16 protein-coding genes and 1 pseudogene are annotated in these 15,365 nt (G+C 58.4%); 6 read left to right on the top strand and 11 right to left on the bottom strand.

What is annotated here, in order from left to right; all coding sequences use genetic code 11:
- Nucleotides 1-8 precede the first annotated feature (8 nt).
- Both PSQ90_RS07325 and PSQ90_RS07320 read right to left on the bottom strand, forming a co-directional pair.
- A pseudogene (locus PSQ90_RS07325) lies at nucleotides 9-234 on the bottom strand (tyrosine-type recombinase/integrase); the annotation flags it as partial.
- Between the two features lie 409 nt (nucleotides 235-643).
- Nucleotides 644-1,060 carry a hypothetical protein gene (locus tag PSQ90_RS07320; RefSeq protein WP_282212740.1) on the bottom strand — a complete coding sequence of 139 codons (417 nt, stop codon included), beginning with the start codon at nucleotides 1,058-1,060 and terminating at the stop codon, nucleotides 644-646.
- Nucleotides 1,061-1,489: 429 nt separating this feature from the next.
- Between PSQ90_RS07320 and PSQ90_RS07315 the strand changes: the two genes are divergently transcribed.
- The 6 genes from PSQ90_RS07315 (at nucleotide 1,490) to rpoN (ending at nucleotide 5,926) form a co-directional block, all read left to right on the top strand.
- Nucleotides 1,490-1,657 (top strand): hypothetical protein, encoded by a 168-nt coding sequence (locus PSQ90_RS07315; RefSeq protein ID WP_282212739.1) that lies wholly within the window; start codon nucleotides 1,490-1,492, stop codon nucleotides 1,655-1,657.
- A 178-nt stretch (nucleotides 1,658-1,835) separates the two neighbouring features.
- Complete coding sequence (locus PSQ90_RS07310; RefSeq protein ID WP_282212738.1) at nucleotides 1,836-2,450, top strand: ribonuclease D; 615 nt, start codon at nucleotides 1,836-1,838, stop codon at nucleotides 2,448-2,450.
- Between the two features lie 12 nt (nucleotides 2,451-2,462).
- The gene (locus PSQ90_RS07305; RefSeq protein ID WP_282212737.1) at nucleotides 2,463-3,095 is read left to right on the top strand and encodes a hypothetical protein; all 633 of its coding nucleotides are present in this window, start codon (nucleotides 2,463-2,465) and stop codon (nucleotides 3,093-3,095) included.
- Nucleotides 3,092-3,547 (top strand): LptA/OstA family protein, encoded by a 456-nt coding sequence (locus tag PSQ90_RS07300; protein WP_282212736.1) that lies wholly within the window; start codon nucleotides 3,092-3,094, stop codon nucleotides 3,545-3,547. The genes PSQ90_RS07305 and PSQ90_RS07300 overlap by 4 nt, the downstream gene beginning before the upstream one ends.
- Complete coding sequence (gene lptB / locus PSQ90_RS07295; protein ID WP_282212735.1) at nucleotides 3,544-4,302, top strand: LPS export ABC transporter ATP-binding protein; 759 nt, start codon at nucleotides 3,544-3,546, stop codon at nucleotides 4,300-4,302. The genes PSQ90_RS07300 and lptB overlap by 4 nt, the downstream gene beginning before the upstream one ends.
- A 121-nt stretch (nucleotides 4,303-4,423) precedes the next feature.
- A complete protein-coding gene (rpoN, locus tag PSQ90_RS07290) occupies nucleotides 4,424-5,926 on the top strand; it encodes an RNA polymerase factor sigma-54 (RefSeq protein WP_282212734.1) in 1,503 nt (500 codons plus the stop codon).
- A 22-nt stretch (nucleotides 5,927-5,948) separates the two neighbouring features.
- Here the strand turns inward: rpoN and PSQ90_RS07285 are convergent, their stop codons facing one another.
- The 9 genes from PSQ90_RS07285 to PSQ90_RS07245 all read right to left on the bottom strand — a co-directional run bounded on the left by PSQ90_RS07285 (nucleotide 5,949) and on the right by PSQ90_RS07245 (nucleotide 15,336).
- Nucleotides 5,949-6,569, bottom strand: coding sequence for a hypothetical protein (locus tag PSQ90_RS07285; protein WP_282212733.1), 621 nt, complete (start codon nucleotides 6,567-6,569; stop codon nucleotides 5,949-5,951).
- A gap of 179 nt (nucleotides 6,570-6,748) precedes the next feature.
- The gene (locus PSQ90_RS07280) at nucleotides 6,749-8,602 is read right to left on the bottom strand and encodes an ABC-F family ATP-binding cassette domain-containing protein (RefSeq protein WP_282212732.1); all 1,854 of its coding nucleotides are present in this window, start codon (nucleotides 8,600-8,602) and stop codon (nucleotides 6,749-6,751) included.
- 105 nt (nucleotides 8,603-8,707) lie between these two features.
- Nucleotides 8,708-9,166 carry an iron-responsive transcriptional regulator RirA gene (gene rirA, locus PSQ90_RS07275; protein ID WP_282212731.1) on the bottom strand — a complete coding sequence of 153 codons (459 nt, stop codon included), beginning with the start codon at nucleotides 9,164-9,166 and terminating at the stop codon, nucleotides 8,708-8,710.
- 131 nt (nucleotides 9,167-9,297) lie between these two features.
- Nucleotides 9,298-10,512 carry an ROK family transcriptional regulator gene (locus PSQ90_RS07270; protein ID WP_282212730.1) on the bottom strand — a complete coding sequence of 405 codons (1,215 nt, stop codon included), beginning with the start codon at nucleotides 10,510-10,512 and terminating at the stop codon, nucleotides 9,298-9,300.
- 244 nt (nucleotides 10,513-10,756) lie between these two features.
- The gene (locus PSQ90_RS07265; protein WP_282212729.1) at nucleotides 10,757-11,470 is read right to left on the bottom strand and encodes a Crp/Fnr family transcriptional regulator; all 714 of its coding nucleotides are present in this window, start codon (nucleotides 11,468-11,470) and stop codon (nucleotides 10,757-10,759) included.
- Between the two features lie 82 nt (nucleotides 11,471-11,552).
- A complete protein-coding gene (locus PSQ90_RS07260; protein WP_282212728.1) occupies nucleotides 11,553-11,927 on the bottom strand; it encodes a response regulator in 375 nt (124 codons plus the stop codon).
- Nucleotides 11,928-12,026: 99 nt separating this feature from the next.
- Nucleotides 12,027-13,259 carry a Gfo/Idh/MocA family protein gene (locus PSQ90_RS07255; protein WP_282212727.1) on the bottom strand — a complete coding sequence of 411 codons (1,233 nt, stop codon included), beginning with the start codon at nucleotides 13,257-13,259 and terminating at the stop codon, nucleotides 12,027-12,029.
- An 86-nt stretch (nucleotides 13,260-13,345) separates the two neighbouring features.
- Nucleotides 13,346-14,170 carry a sugar phosphate isomerase/epimerase family protein gene (locus tag PSQ90_RS07250; protein WP_282212726.1) on the bottom strand — a complete coding sequence of 275 codons (825 nt, stop codon included), beginning with the start codon at nucleotides 14,168-14,170 and terminating at the stop codon, nucleotides 13,346-13,348.
- Nucleotides 14,167-15,336, bottom strand: coding sequence for a dihydrodipicolinate synthase family protein (locus tag PSQ90_RS07245; protein WP_282212725.1), 1,170 nt, complete (start codon nucleotides 15,334-15,336; stop codon nucleotides 14,167-14,169). Before PSQ90_RS07245 ends, PSQ90_RS07250 begins: the two co-directional genes overlap by 4 nt.
- Between the last annotated feature and the right edge of the window lie 29 nt (nucleotides 15,337-15,365).

The raw sequence follows: 15,365 nt of genomic DNA, 5'->3' as shown, positions 1-15,365 counted from the left end.
GGCGATATCTTGAGAAAATGAGTATTGCTCGCCGCCTCTCTTCGCTGACGCGTCCGCTCCTTGATCGGATCAATGTCGCGTCGCACTGTGCTGCGCCACTTTTCTGCAACGTCGGCCATGAATGGTGATGCGCGAGAACCATTGAACGCCGCCATCAGGCCGCTTATGAAGCCATAGCCCGCCCGGATGAAGTGTTGCGACACCTTTCGCACTTAACCTATGCATCGCTCGCATAAGTACCCAACCACTTATCCCGTCCGGTTCCTATCCACCTGTCTGTCCGCCGTTGTGAATGTCACTAAGTGGGTGTCGGTGATTAGGTCCTGACTTTGAACGAACCAGTAGGTAAGGCTATTCGGTTCTGGTTGAAATCGAATGACAATAAGATGCGCTGCCTCATCTGGACGCCATCTCTTTTTCATGAATTTAGGTTTCCTGCCTGACGGGCGCGATTTGGCGGCGGAGCTTGTTCGCGTTGGACTGGCCTTGGACTGGCCAAAGTTCTCAGGCGGCAAATATCGGCATCTCGAGCCAGAGGGGGCGCGGAGTCGGCTCTGGCGCGCCAACGCCCGCCAGACCGGCGGGCTGCCTCTATAGATTGTAGCAAGAAGGCCCCGGATATTGCACCCGGAGCCCCAAAACCTCATTCGGTGATCTTTGCCTTTTCCTCAGGCGAAATAAAGAAAATATGCAGGTCGTAATGGGGAATTTCGTAGCCCTCGTGGCCGTGGGGTTCAAAGCCAATGTCCACATGATTGATCGAGGGCAGGTTTGTCAGCCCGGCCAATGTTGGCCAGGATTTGCCGTCGGCAAAATCCTGCTGCGCGATCATATATTCGATGCAAACCACCTTGTCGTCATGCACACAGTAGATCGGCCCCAGTGGCAAGGTTTGCGGATTGGCCCAATGTTCGCCCATCAACGGCACGGACGCGCTTACCTGCACTACATCCGCAGGCAGTGTGCTTTTGTCGGGCAATGTATCCATGCTTTGGCCGAAGGCGGTAGAATTCAGAACCAGAATAAATCCTGAACAAATCAGTGTTTTTGCGAATGTCATTTAGATCCCTATGATTTTGTTTGCGCTTGGTAATATTTATTAACACACATACTTAAACCATCGGCGATGGCGGGGATCATTTGTAGTTTGTATTAATGAAGCCATGCTATCGACGACAGATTCGTCTGGATTGGTCAGAAACTTCGTTCTATAGATCCAGAAATTATTCGGGCGGTCACGACCAGGCGGGGCGGGGCGTATTATATACTTGCTTATGGGGCCGGGCAACTTGAATCAGCCGCCCGCCGGTAGGCAGGTGCTTCAAGCCTGACGCTCAACGCAAACAATTGGACGACCGTTTAAGATGTGAAGGCGGACACCATGGCCGCAGTGGTTGGAAAGTTGCCAGGCTTCTGGATAGCGTGCATACTAATTTATCTCTAACGGAGGCAGAGCCACGGTGACTACGCGTTAGAAGGCTCGGTCAGAATGGGGATGGTCAAGGAAGATATCGGGAGCGCCCTTAAGGCGCTGGATTTCAAAAGCGTTTTGCAGCGACCCGGTGTGAACAAAATGACCGTTCGGGAACTCCTGCTTTCGGTGCTGGACGATGTTGAGAACAGTTCGCGAAACTGGGTAAAGGTGATGGGACAGTGACCGATCGGCGCTAAATACCAGCGCCATTCGCGACTTGACGTTGGGCAGCACGTTCCGCTGAGGCAGCCCTGTCACTGAACTTCGCTGTGGGCAAGCCGCTTCACCCCTCAAAATCACCGCTTTGCCTTTTCAATGTCGCTTGTGTGTGGCATCACCGTTTCCAACAAAAGAGGCGAGTATGACCATCAGACTACACCGCGGCGATTTGCCGGATCTGTCCAACTATGGGCGCGAAGTGGCAATTGACACTGAAACCATGGGCCTGCACCCTCATCGCGACCGGCTTTGCGTGGTCCAGCTATCCCCCGGCGACGGCAGCGCCGATGTCGTGCAGATCCCGGCCGACGTCAATTCGGCACCCAATCTGGAAAAGCTTCTGGCTGATCCGGCTGTCACCAAGATTTTCCATTATGCCCGCTTTGACGTTGCCGTGCTCAAGCACCGCTTTGGCGTTGTGGCCGGCCCGGTCTATTGCACGAAAATCGCCTCAAAACTGGTGCGCACCTACACCGATCGCCATGGCCTCAAGGATCTGGTGCGCGAACTTCTGGGCAATGACATGTCCAAGCAGCAGCAATCCTCGGACTGGGGCGGCGAAAAACTCTCGTCGGCACAGCTCGATTATGCCGCCTCGGACGTTTTGTACCTGCACGATCTCAAGCGTCATCTGGACCGCATGTTGCAGCGTGAAGGTCGCACCGAAATTGCCGCCGAATGCTTCAAGTTCCTCAAGACGCGCTGCGAACTGGACCTTTTGGGCTGGGATGAAACCGATATTTTTGCCCATAGCTGAAGCTGAGCCATCATGAGCGCGTCAACCGCGACGCGCCGTGATCTTTACCGGCGTCTGGCCAGCCGCAACCGCGTCGTGGCGCGCCTGCGCCTGCTTGTGCCTGTCGCCGGCATTATCATCTTCGCCATTATCGTCGGCCAGATATTCATCTCCAGCCTGTCCGCCCGCTTCGGCATCGGTCAGGTCAAACTCTCATCCGACAGCATCACCATCGAACAACCCGAATATTCGGGGCGGCTCGATGATGGGTCACACTATCGCGTCAATGCCACCAGCGCCCGCGCAACAGTGGCGCACCCCGAAATCATCGAACTTTCAGGCGCCGCCCTCACCGTGAACCGCGCCAGCGGCACGACAATGGAAATCAACGCTCCCCTCGCCCAGCTCGATACCCTCAACCAATTGATCATTATCAAAAACAATGCCCTGGTCGAGGATTCCGACGGCACTGTGGCCCGTCTGGTCAATAGTGTTTTTGACTGGTCAGCCCAGACGCTTAACAGTAACGGCCCGGTCAGCGTTGACTATCCCGACGGAACAACCGTAGTGAGTAAGGGGTTGCTCTATGACGCCAAAACCGCCCTCTGGTCCTTCACGGGCGCAACGGTAACCCTGCCTTCAACGCCCGGAGCCGCACCCAAATGAAAAAATTGGCCGCAATTGCCCTTTTGGCCCTGCTAACGGTTTCCCCGGCGCTGGCGGTGGACAAGGTGCAGATAAGCGCTGATCTGTTTACCGTGGCCGAAGGCAATCAGCAGGCGGTCTTTACCGGCAACGTCATTGTTGTGCACCCCAGCGTCAAGGTGTGGGCCGACAAGGTCACCGCCATTTACGGCGAAGGCGGCACCACCGACATCAAGAGCTTCGTTGCCACCGGAAAAGTGGTTCGCCTCAAGACCGACGAGCAGGACGCCACCGGCGAAAAAGCCGTGTTCACCCCCGGCGACCAGCTGTTGCGCCTCACCGGCAATGTGGTCGTCACCAATTCTAGCGGCACGGTCAACGCCAATGAGCTGGTGGTGAACCTTGAAACCAATGTTTCAACCTTCACCGGCACCAACGGCGGCCGCGTCACCGGCGTGTTCAACGCCCAATGAACCAGGTCGCACCCAAACCCAAGGTCGATCAAACCGGCTGGCTCGTCGCCCACGGTCTTGCAAAAAAATTCGGCAAGCGCACCGTGGTGCGTGATGTGTCGTTAGCGGTGCGGCGCGGCGAGGCGGTGGGCCTGCTCGGGCCAAACGGGGCCGGCAAGACTACGGTTTTCACCATGATCATGGGGCTGGTCAAACCCGATCACGGCGAAATCCGGCTCGATGGTTTTCCCATCACCCAGCTGCCCCTGTTTCAGCGCGGACGTCTCGGCATCGGCTATTTGCCGCAGGAACCCTCGATTTTTCGCGGTCTCAGCGTTGCCGACAACATCATGGCGGTGCTCGAAAACCACGTGCGCTCGCGCGCCGACCGGCGGGCACGGCTGAAAAACCTGCTTGAGGAATTTTCCATCGCCCATCTGGCGAAGTCCAACGCCATGTCGCTTTCGGGCGGCGAGCGGCGACGCGCCGAAATTGCCCGCGCCCTGGCCGCCGATCCGGTCTTCATGCTGTTGGACGAGCCTTTTGCCGGCGTTGACCCCATCGCCGTGGCCGAGGTCAAGGGGCTGGTCAAGCAACTGACCCAGCGCGGCATCGGGGTTCTGGTCACCGACCATTCGGTCCGCGAAACCCTCAGTCTGGTCGACCGCGCCTACCTGGTGCACGATGGTCACGTGATGATCCAGGGGCGCCCCGAAACCATTGCTGCCGATCCCGAAGCCCGCCGCGTCTATCTCGGCGACAGCTTCGCCAACTAGTCAATAACTCCAATTGGCACGAAAATTGCTCTGATACTTGCTCCCGCATGGAAAATAGGCCATTCTGCCGCAATGGGGACCGATGACGGTCCCTCTTCTCGTTTTCCAAGGGACTGAATTGATGGCATTATCGCCGCGTCTGGAGTTTCGTCAGGCCCAGAGTCTGACCCTGACGCCGCAGTTGATGCAATCCATTCGCCTGCTGCAGTTGAGCCATCTCGAACTCAATAATTTCGTTGAAGCCGAACTGCTGCGCAATCCATTGCTGGAGCGCGAGGAGGGCGCCGCCGAGGATGCACCTGCCCCGGTTGACCCCGCCCCCGACGCCGCCGCCTATGAAGACACCGTCACCCATTCCGAGCGCATCCAGAGCGCAGATGCCATAGCCGATGGCTACGACACGGCGGTCGAAAATGTCTTTCCCGACCAAGCCAGCGCCGATCGGCTCAACCTCTCCAGCCGCATTGATGTGCACGGCACCGGCGACGGCGGTGAAGCCCCCGACATAGACCAATATGTCGCGGCGCGCCCCCGCCTTGCCGATCATCTCGAAGCCCAGACCAATATGATCCTGCGCACGCAGGCTGACCGCCTGATTGCCCGCCATTTGATCGATAGCCTCAATGAAGCCGGCTATCTAAGCGTTGACCCCGCCGCCATTGCCGAACAACTGGGGGCAGAGCTGGCGGACGTCGAAGCGGTGCTCGAGGCGATTCAGGGGTGCGATCCGCTTGGCGTTTTTGCCCGCGACCTGCGCCAGTGCCTTGCCATGCAACTGGCCGAGCGCGACCGGCTTGACCCGATCATGGTGCGTCTTCTCGACAATCTCGAACTGGTGGCCAGCCACGATATGACAGCACTGATGCGTGCGGTCGGCGCTGACCGCGAGGATATTGTCGATATGCTGGCTGAACTGCGCCAGCTCGATCCCCGCCCGGCCCGCGCCTTTGATTCAGGCCCGGTTGAAGCGGTGGTGCCCGATGTTTTCGTGCGACAGGGCCCGACTGGCGACTGGCAGATTGAGCTCAATGCCGATGTGCTGCCGCGCGTGCTGGTCAATCGGGTCTATTACGCCAGCGTCACCAAAAAGACGCGCAACAGTCAGGAAAAAAACTTCCTGACCGACTGTTTGCAAACTGCCAGCTGGCTGACCAAAAGTCTGGATCAGCGCGCCCAGACCATGCTCAAGGTCGCCGCCGAAATTGTGCGGCAACAGGATGGTTTTTTGCTCCATGGCATTGCCCATCTCAAGCCAATGACGCTCAAAATGGTGGCCGAGGCCATTGAAATGCATGAATCAACCGTCAGCCGGGTGACAGCCAACAAATACCTGTCGACCCCGCGCGGTCTATTGGAAATGAAATATTTCTTCACCACCGCTATTGCCTCGAGCGATGGCGGCGACCAGCATTCCGCCGAAGCGGTGCGTCATCGTATCCGGCAACTGATAGATGGCGAAACCGTCAAGGCGGTTCTTTCCGACGACACCATCGCTGATATCCTCAAGCGCGAGCAGGGCATTGATGTGGCCCGCCGGACCGTCGCCAAATATCGCGAGGGCATGAACATCCCGTCCTCGGTCATCCGGCGCCGCCAGAAGAAAAGCCTCGAACAGACCGCCTGAGCGGCGGGCGACACTTTTGCGGTCAACCCGCATCAAGATAGTTCATCAGAATGCCTGAAAAGGCCGCATTGCTGGGCGCATTGGTATCGGACGCGATGGCGCGCATGGCCAAGAGCGCCTGGCGGAACGCGGCGTAGAATTCCCAGCTGGGCGTTGGATGATAAGCCAACCCAAGCTCAAGCCTGTTGACGATGAGCTTGGCGGTGCTTGGTTTGACGAAGACTTCGGTTTGCTGGGCATAATACGCCGGTACGACAGTCACCAGGGTCCATCTGGCGAGTTGGTGCCGGGCGAGTGAGGCGACCAATGCCACAAACCCCTCCTGCTGGTCGCCGTGCAAAAATTCGAACCAGGCGGCGGCCCAATCCTCAGTTTCAACCTCGGAAAGTCCGGCAACGACCGCCTTGAATTTTGGCTTTTCAAACATCGATACCAGGGTTGACCGACTGACGAGCGTTGCTGCGGCATCAATTATGGCATGAGGCTCGGAAAATTGGTCCCTGGCGAAGCGCTCCCGCGCGAAGTCGCCATGTTGCGTCATCTTGAATTTTTTAGCCATGGCCGCCATTTCGGGATGGTCAAACCCACCCGGATAGCGATCGAGGAAACGCCGTTGGGCCTCGAGCAGCACGTCCTTGTTCATGGCTATGGCCTCCCCATCATCAGACCGCCAGCAGCGCCTGGATTGCCGCGCAAGCCAGTCCGCCAATAAAGCCATGGTTCGTGCCGCAATAGCAACCAACAGCGGCTTCCAAAGCGGGCGCACCGCCGCTTATGTCATGCCAAGGATTGGTCTTTAAAGTCTATCCGACCCGAGCAGTTTCAGCCCTCAAGCTCTTCGCGCAACAATTCCAGCTCCAGCCATTGGTCTTCAGCCTTGCTGCGCTTGGTTTCGATCTCGCTCAGGCGCTCGCTCTTTTTGGCAAACGCTTCGGGATCCCGGGCGTAAAGCTTTGGATCGGCCAATTCCTTGGTAAGGTTGGCGCTATCGTTTTTGAGTTTTTCGATCTGGGTGGGTAGCGTTTCAAGCGCGTGCTTTTCCTTGAAACTCAATTTGCGCTTGCCGGTTGCTGCCGTGACCGGCGCCAGCGCGGTCTTGCCCGGCTTGTGCGTCTTGGTAATGGCGGCGCGCGCCGCCGCGCCTTCGCCACGCTGGATCACCATGTCCGAATAGCCACCGGCATATTCGGTCCAGGTGCCATCGCCTTCGGCCATGATCACCGAGGTCGCCACGCGGTCAAGAAAATCACGGTCATGGCTGACCACCAGCACGGTGCCGGCATAGTCGGATACCATTTCCTCAAGCAGATCCAGGGTTTCGAGATCAAGATCGTTGGTCGGCTCGTCGAGCACCAGAAAATTGGACGGCAGCGACAAAGCCCGTGCCAGCGCGACGCGCGCCCGCTCCCCGCCCGACAATTTGCCAATCGGGGTATTGGCCTGTTCGGGCGAAAACAGAAAATCCTTCATATAACCAACCACATGGCGCGGCTGGCCATTGATGTGGATGGTGTCGCTTCCCCCACCGGTCAGGGCTTCCTTGAGGCGGGTTTCCGGCAACAGCTTGGCGCGACCCTGATCCAGCATCGCCAGTTCCAGCGAAGCGCCCAGTTTGATCTTGCCGCTATCGGGTGCCAACAGGCCGGTCAGCATCTTGATCAAAGTGGTCTTGCCCGCCCCGTTGGGGCCAACAATGCCGACGCGATCACCGCGCAGCACGCGGCTCGAAAAGCCGCTGACAATGGCGCGCGTGCCATAGGATTTGGAAATGTCCTCGGCATCCACCACCAGGGCCCCGGACGAACGCCCTTCGGAAACCTGCATGTTGACGCTGCCGGTGACGCGGCGCTGATCGCGCCGATCCTGCCGAAGTCCCGCCAACCGTTCCAACCGGCCCACATTGCGCTTGCGCCGCGCCGTCACGCCATAGCGCAGCCAGTGCTCCTCGCGCACAATCTGCCGGTCCAGCTTGTGCCGGTCGCGTTCTTCTTCTTCCAGAACCTGATCGCGCCAGGTCTCAAACGCGCCAAATCCCTTGTCGAGCCGCCGGGTCAGGCCGCGATCCAGCCATACTGTGGCGCGGGTCAAATCACTGAGGAACCGTCGGTCATGGCTGATCAGAACCATTGCCGAACGCAGCGATGCCAGTTCCGATTGCAGCCATTCAATGGCGGGCAGATCGAGATGGTTGGTCGGCTCGTCCAGTAGCAGGATATCGGGCTTGGGGGCCAGAACGCGCGCCAGCGCCGCCCGCCGTCCTTCGCCACCCGATAGGGTTTTGGGGTCCTCGGCCCCGGTCAGCCCCAGTGAATTGAGCAGATATTGCGCCCGATAGGGATCATCGCCCGGCCCCAATCCACCCTCGACATAATCAAGCGTTGTGGCAAAGGCGGAAAGATCGGGCTCCTGGGGCAAATAGCGCACCGTTGCGCCCGGCTCCATGAACCGCACCCCGCCATCATGGGCGATATCGCCGGATGCGATCTTGAGCAGGGTCGACTTGCCCGACCCGTTGCGGCCAACCAGCGCAATGCGCTGCCCTGGTGACACGATCAGTTCGGCGCTTTCCAGCAATTGCGTGCCGCCAAATGTCAGGGAAATATTTTGCAGGCTTAGGAGCGGTGCAGCAGCCATGAAACTTCGATTATCCTTGGGATGGTGTGGCGCATAGAGCATGGCTTGGCCGCCAGATCAATGCGGCCCTGACCATGGCAGACCTGCCTTTTGGCAGGCATCATGCCCGTTTTCTCATTTCAGGGTTGAGGGTTGGCCAATCAGGCGCTAGTGGGCGCTCAGTTGAACCTCATCCAGATTGAGCCCCAACCGCTCACGCAGCGAGCGACGTTTATGGGCGAGATCGGCAATGGTATAGCCTTCGAGCACCGAAAAGAACGCGCCCAGCGCCTCGCGTAACGCACTATTGAGCTCACATTCCCCGATCAACGGGCAGTCCGCCCCCTCCTCGAAACATTCCGCCAGCGCAAAATTTTCCTCGGTCAGCATGATGATTTCAAGCAGGCTGATCTCGGCGGCAGGCTTGCCCAGCTTGATGCCGCCATGCCGCCCGCGTACTGTTGCCAACAGGCCCTTGCCGACTAGGGGCTTGATCAGCTTGAACAGAAACAGTTCCGATATCGAATAGGCCCGCGCGATATCGGCCACCCGGCTCAATCCCGGCTGGTTGATGGCGCAATAAACCAGCGTGCGAATGGCATAGTTGGATTGGCGGGTCAGTCTCATCGTGATCCTTTCGGCGGACAGGCAGGATGTCCGGCGACGCAAGGGCGTGTTCAGCACGCCTTGGTCGATGCGGCTAATTTATAATTGTTCTAAGATAAGTCAATTACATGACCGCATAAATCATGATTAGTTCAGCCCGTAAGATCGTCAAGACTGCGGGAAAAATAGCGCCGATAGAGCGGCAGTTCGGCAGCGCCCAGCACCGGGGCGGAACTCCCCAGATGCCCTTGCACCACGCGCGGCGTAACATACGGCCCCTCCGGCAATTTGGCCAACTCATCGGTGACCGCCTGGGTAAGCCGTTTGACCACCTCGGGCGGCATAAAGCCATCGACAACCGCCAATTTGCATTCCAGCACCATGGTGGTGTTGAAAATGATTTCCGCTAACGCCTTGCTCACCACCTCGAGCCATTCAGACAATATCGGCTCCATCGAGCCCCATTCCCACTCGTCAGGCAATCCGGCCATTGGCCCGTGCCCGGCGGCAACAAGACGCGCCTCAAGCGCGCTGATCGAGGCGATATATTGAGCCGCAACAGGGGCGGTGTCTTTCTGACTGACCAGCATCGACCCCAAATTTGCCGAATTGCCGGTCGGCCCTTCCCACAACTGCCCTTGGCCCACAATGCCCGCCCCAATATAGCGCGAGACCATCAAATAGATGAAATCGCCGGGTCGTGGCTTGGAAAAGGCAATCAGCTCGGCCCAGCAGGCAGCATTGCCATCGTTGAAGACCGAGACTTCAAGGCTGGTGGCCGCCGCCAATTCCCCCGCGAGATCCTTTTTTTCCCAAAGGGCTGACTGTTTTTTGGGTGCACCGACCAGATGAATGTAACGCCAGAGCTGGGTGGGCATGGCGATGCCCAGATCGTGGACGCGGAACTGATGGATCAGCGATAGGTCGCCCAGCAAGCCCTCGACCATGGTGTTGATATCCTCAACGATGGTAGAGGCGTCGGGATAGGCATATTCCTTACGCGCCTGCCCGCGCGTCCGGCCCCAGAGATCGATCACATAGACCTGCATATGGCGCCAGCTGATCTCGCATCCGACCCCGAACGCCCCATCCGGATCGATATAGATCGGGGTGGCGGGCTGGCCGCGGCGACCACGCAACAACTCGCCGCGTTTGATCAGGTATGCCTTTTCCAACTCAACCAGAATGGCCGAAACGGTCTGGGGCGCCAGGCCCGAAAGGCGTGATATTTCGGCGTTGGAGGCGCCGGCGTTAAAGGCGACAACCGACATGATGGCACGCTCATTGGCCCGCCGAAGATCGTGGTGCTGCAATCCGCGCCCGCCTGCCTCAAAGACATCATGCACTGGCTTTGGCACCTTGCTCATTACTATAGCTCCTGGCACAGGCCATAATTGGAGCCGCATCCCAACAAAACTGCCGATCCCCCAAACAGTCGTTTTGCACGATTATGCGACGATAATATTAAATGCGGTTATATTGTGTTTACGTAAAATACTGTTCTTTAACCTTAACCACTCATTAGCGCAATGCTGTCGTTAAGAGCGCACAGCACTAGTTGAGCGTCCTCCCTGAATGAGGCGCAATAAGGAAGACAACCGGAAAAGAATTCTACGAGGGCATGCCCATGATGCGCTGGTACTCCAGCTCGGCCATGCCATAGGCCCCGTCGCCCAGAACGATCAGCCCTTCGCGGTCGCGAATGATGATCTCGCCGCGATTGGCCCGCACCAGCCCCCGGCCTTCCAGAATATGCAACGCATCGGTGACCCCGGATCGGCGCACACCCAGCATGATCGACAGGAATTCGTGGGTAATGGCGATCTTGTCGCTGTCGATACGGTCCTGCACCATCACCAGCCAGCGCGCCAACCGCTCCTCCAGCCGCGAACGGCCATTGGCAAGGGCGGTCGAGCCGATCTGAATGGCAAAGCTGCGTGCATAACGATTGAGAATGATATTGAGCGATATCGACTGCGCCAGCGCCACGCGCAAGGTCTTGACGTCCAGCTTGAGGCCGCGCCCCTCGATCTGGACGAACGTCGAAAACACCGCATATTCGTCAAACTGCACCACCCCGGTGCCGCTCATGCCATCGCGACCGACAATGCCAACTTCGATATCGCGCCCCTCCGGTAGATGCGCCACCACCGACAGCAGCCCGGTTTCGGGAAAAATTACCGATTCAATTATCGTGCCCGGTCGCTCGACCTCGTCCTTTTGCACATAGGTCACCGGCTCAAGATGTTCGGCCAGAAATGCCTGATCTTCAGGTTTCAGGATCGCCAACAGCTTATTGAGATGATCATACCCGGTTTCGATCACGACGCTCGCTTTCCAGCCGCAGGAAAAAATTGGTCCCCGCGGCCCCGGCCATGGCGGCCAAACCCATCATAGCACAAATTATTCAGGCCGACCCCGAACCGAACAGTGCCGCGGCAATGGCATCCGACATTTGTTCAAATGAGAAGGGTTTGGGCAAGAGCGGAAGTGTGCGCACCTCAAGCGGCAGGTCATCAGCCGAATAGCCGCTGGCAATAATGACGGCAATACCGCGCCCACGACAGGCATCGACCAGGCTCATGGAGTCATTTTGGCCCAGATTGAAATCCATGACGGCCAGACGCGGCGCATGCTGTTCCAGCGATGCCCGGGCGCTGTCCTGATCATGGGCAACGTGAATCTGTGCGCCGCCCATATCCCTGAGCATGTCTTCAATCATGAGCGCCACCAGTGGCTCGTCCTCAACAACGAGTACACCGCAATTCTCAGGAATCATCATTTCCGCCTTTGCACCCCCAGCCGCACCCTAAACGAAGCGCGGCGGGTCACAAGCCGGTGTCCGGTACCGTACAAAGAATTTCTCTTGCCGATCCGCTAGTTAGCCAATGTCACCCAATTCATTGATCCGCACGGTCGTACCGCTGCGGGCGCTTTGCAATGCCGCGATCCCGGTCAGTACGCTCATCGCCCCGGCGCGCGACCCGGCCCTTTGGCCCAATTTGTCCTCGCCGCCGCGAAAGATCATGTTGCGCATCCGGTCATCGCCGCCAAAATGGCCACCGGCCGAATGAGGCACTTTTATGCGCTCAACGCCACCGCCAAAACTCTTGACCACGAGGATTTCGTCGTGGTTCGGACGCTCCCAGGGCTGCTTTTCAAACTGGCGCAGTTCGATCCGCCCCTTGGTGCCATTAAAGGCAATATGGTGCCCTTCGATCGGCATGTAAGTGTTGAGCGAATAGGACACGACCACGTCATTGGTGTAGCGGATATTGGCCGTCATGGTGTCGGGAATGTCGATATCCTCGCGATAAACGCACGCATCGCGCACATAACCATCAAGGTCCGAAGGGTCCTCATAGAGCGTTTCCAAAAACGGGTCAGCGCTCAGATCGAGGTAAAAATCGCAATAGCTGGCATGCTCGCATCCCTTGCAGCGGGTGCCGCGATAGGGTCCCTTGGCGCCATAATTACGCAACTCGCCAAAGGCCGAAACTGTTTGCGGATCGGCATCAATATACCAGTTGAGCAGGTCAAAATGATGCGTCGCCTTGTGAACGAACAGCGAGCCCGAATTTTCGACATAGGCGTGCCAGCGTCGGAAATAATCGGCCCCATGGTTGGTATCGAGATACCAGTGAAAATCAACCGACGTCAGCGTGCCGATAGCCCCTGAAGCCAACAATTCCTTGAGCTTGTAGGCGGTTGGGGCAAAGCGGTAGTTGAACGAAACATCGACCCGCTTGCCGCTGCGTTTTTCGGCTTCGCGAATACGGCGGATTTTGTCGACCGATGTGGTCATCGGCTTTTCGGTGATGACATCGCACCCCGCTTCCAGCGCTGCCACGATAATGTCGTCGTGATTGCTGTCGCGGGTACATACGATCACCAGATCTGGCTTGGTCTGGTTCAGCGTCATTCCAATATCGGTAAAGATCGGGGCATTGGAGCCGATCATGGTGCGGGCGCGTTCGGCGCGCAGTTCGTTGGTGTCGCAGATCGCCACCAGTTCGACGCTGTCGCGCCAGCCTTCCAGCAGGTTCTGGCCCCACATGGTGGTGCCACGATTGCCCGTTCCGATGAGGGCAAAACGCTGTCGCTGATCCGTCATTTTCCTTTATCTCCCACGGCGCCGGCCGGCCACCGCATCTGTCAGGCCCAGTCCACCCCGGCATCCCCGGGGTGAGAGCCTGTAAATCAGCACACGGTGCTGAAGCGTTCAAGGCAGGTACGAACCACCTCGTCGCCGTCTTTTTTCCACCAGTTCTCGCTGGAAAAAATCTCTACTTCCTGCGGGCCGTTATAGCCCGCCGCCTCGATCATGGCACGAATTCCCTTAAGGTCAATAACGCCATCGCCCATCATCCCCCGATCCAGCAACATGTCGCGCGTTGGCACCAGCCAGTCGCAGATATGGTGGGCAAAAATCCGGTTCATCCGCCCAGCGCGCGCAATGGCAGCAGCAAGGTTGGGGTCCCACCAGACGTGATAGACATCAATGGCGACCCCGACGGTTTCGCCCAAATCCTCGCAGATATCGAGGGCTTGATCTATGGTATTCACACAGGCCCGATCCGCCGCATACATCGGGTGTAGCGGCTCGATGGCCAGTTTGACGCCGCTGGCATTGGCATGCGGCAACATGGCGGCAATACCGTCGTGAACCATGGCCCGTGCCCCGGCAATGTCCTTGCTGGAGCCGGGCAGGCCGCCCACTACCAGCACCAGGCAGTCGGCATTGAGCGCCGCCGCCTCATCAATGGCATGCAGATTATCGTCAATCGCGGCCTGTCGCCCCGCCGGGGTGTCGGCTGGAAACATGCCGCCCCGGCATACCCCGGTCACCCGCAGCTTGTTGTCGCGCACGATCGCGGCCGCTTCGCTCAGGCCGATTTTTGCAATTTGATCGCGCCAGGGCGCTATGGCGGTGACCCCATGACGCAGGCAGCCATCGACCGCTTCGGCAAACCCCCATTGCTGGCGCGTCGTTGCCAGATTGAGCGACAGATAATTCTCATTCATGACGCCACCCCATTAACGCTCAACACGGCTTGCATGCGCTTGACCGCAAGGTCTGGCTCGCTCAGCGCCCGCGCCTTGTCTGCCAGTCGGAACAGTTCGGCCAGATGTTGCAGCGAGCGCGTACTTTGCTGTCCGCCGATCATGGCAAAATGATCCTGCAGCCCATTGAGATAGGCCAGAAACACCACCCCGGTTTTATAAAAGCGGGTCGGGGCGGCAAAGATGTGCCGCGACAGCGGCACCGTCGGCTCCAGCAGCTCGAAAAACGCCTTGGAATTGGATTGCCCCAATTGGGCCAGTGCCGCCGACGCCACCGGGGCGATGGCATCAAAAATACCGAGCAGGGCATCGGAATAACCCTCCTGATCGCCAGCAATCAGTTCGGCATAATTGAAATCGTCGCCGGTATACATTCGCACCGTACCGGGCAGGCGGCGGCGCATCGAAATTTCCTTCTCCTTGCTCAACAGCGAAATCTTGATGCCGTCGATCTTGTCGGCATGGGCTGTCATGACGTCAAGGCAAACATCCATCGCCTTTTCAAGGTCGGCATGGCCCCAATAGCCCACAAGCGCCGGATCAAACATGTCGCCGAGCCAGTGAATAATCACCGGTTGTTTGACCTGCCCCAGAATATGGGCATAGACCCGGGCATAATCGTCAGGCCCCTTCGCCGCTGCCGCAAGCGCCCGGCTGGCCATCAGGATGATGCGACCGCCCTGGGCTTCAACAAAGCCGATCTGCTCTTCGTAGGCCTTGATGATATCGTCGATGCTCACATCAGGGCCGGGGGCCAGATGGTCGGTCCCCGCACCGTAGGCAATCAGCGCATCGTCACGTGTACTGGCTTCAGCCTGCGACCGCTTGATCAATTCCTGCGCCTCGGCCCATCCAAGACCCATGCCGCGCTGCGCTGTATCCATGGCCTCGGCCACACCCAGTCCCAGATCCCACAGCCGATGCCGAAACGCCAGCGTCCGCTCCCAGTCGATCGCCGGGGTCAACCAGGGATCAACCGCCGCCAGCGGATCGGCCACCACATGGGCCGCCCCATAGGCAATGCGCGAAAAATCGCTGGCCTTGTGTTTGATAAAGGGCAGGGGCGCGCCGGTAAGCGTGTAGCGGGTGATCGAACGGTCGGCATTGGGTAGGTTGATACTGGTCATTCGGGCCTCCTGAGCCTTGACAAACACTG

Origin of the sequence: Devosia rhodophyticola (assembly GCF_028816475.1) — a bacterium.
Lineage (GTDB): Bacteria > Pseudomonadota > Alphaproteobacteria > Rhizobiales > Devosiaceae > Devosia > Devosia rhodophyticola.
The sequence above is the reverse complement of the archived record's forward strand: the minus strand, read 5'-3'. Positions and strand labels throughout refer to the sequence as shown.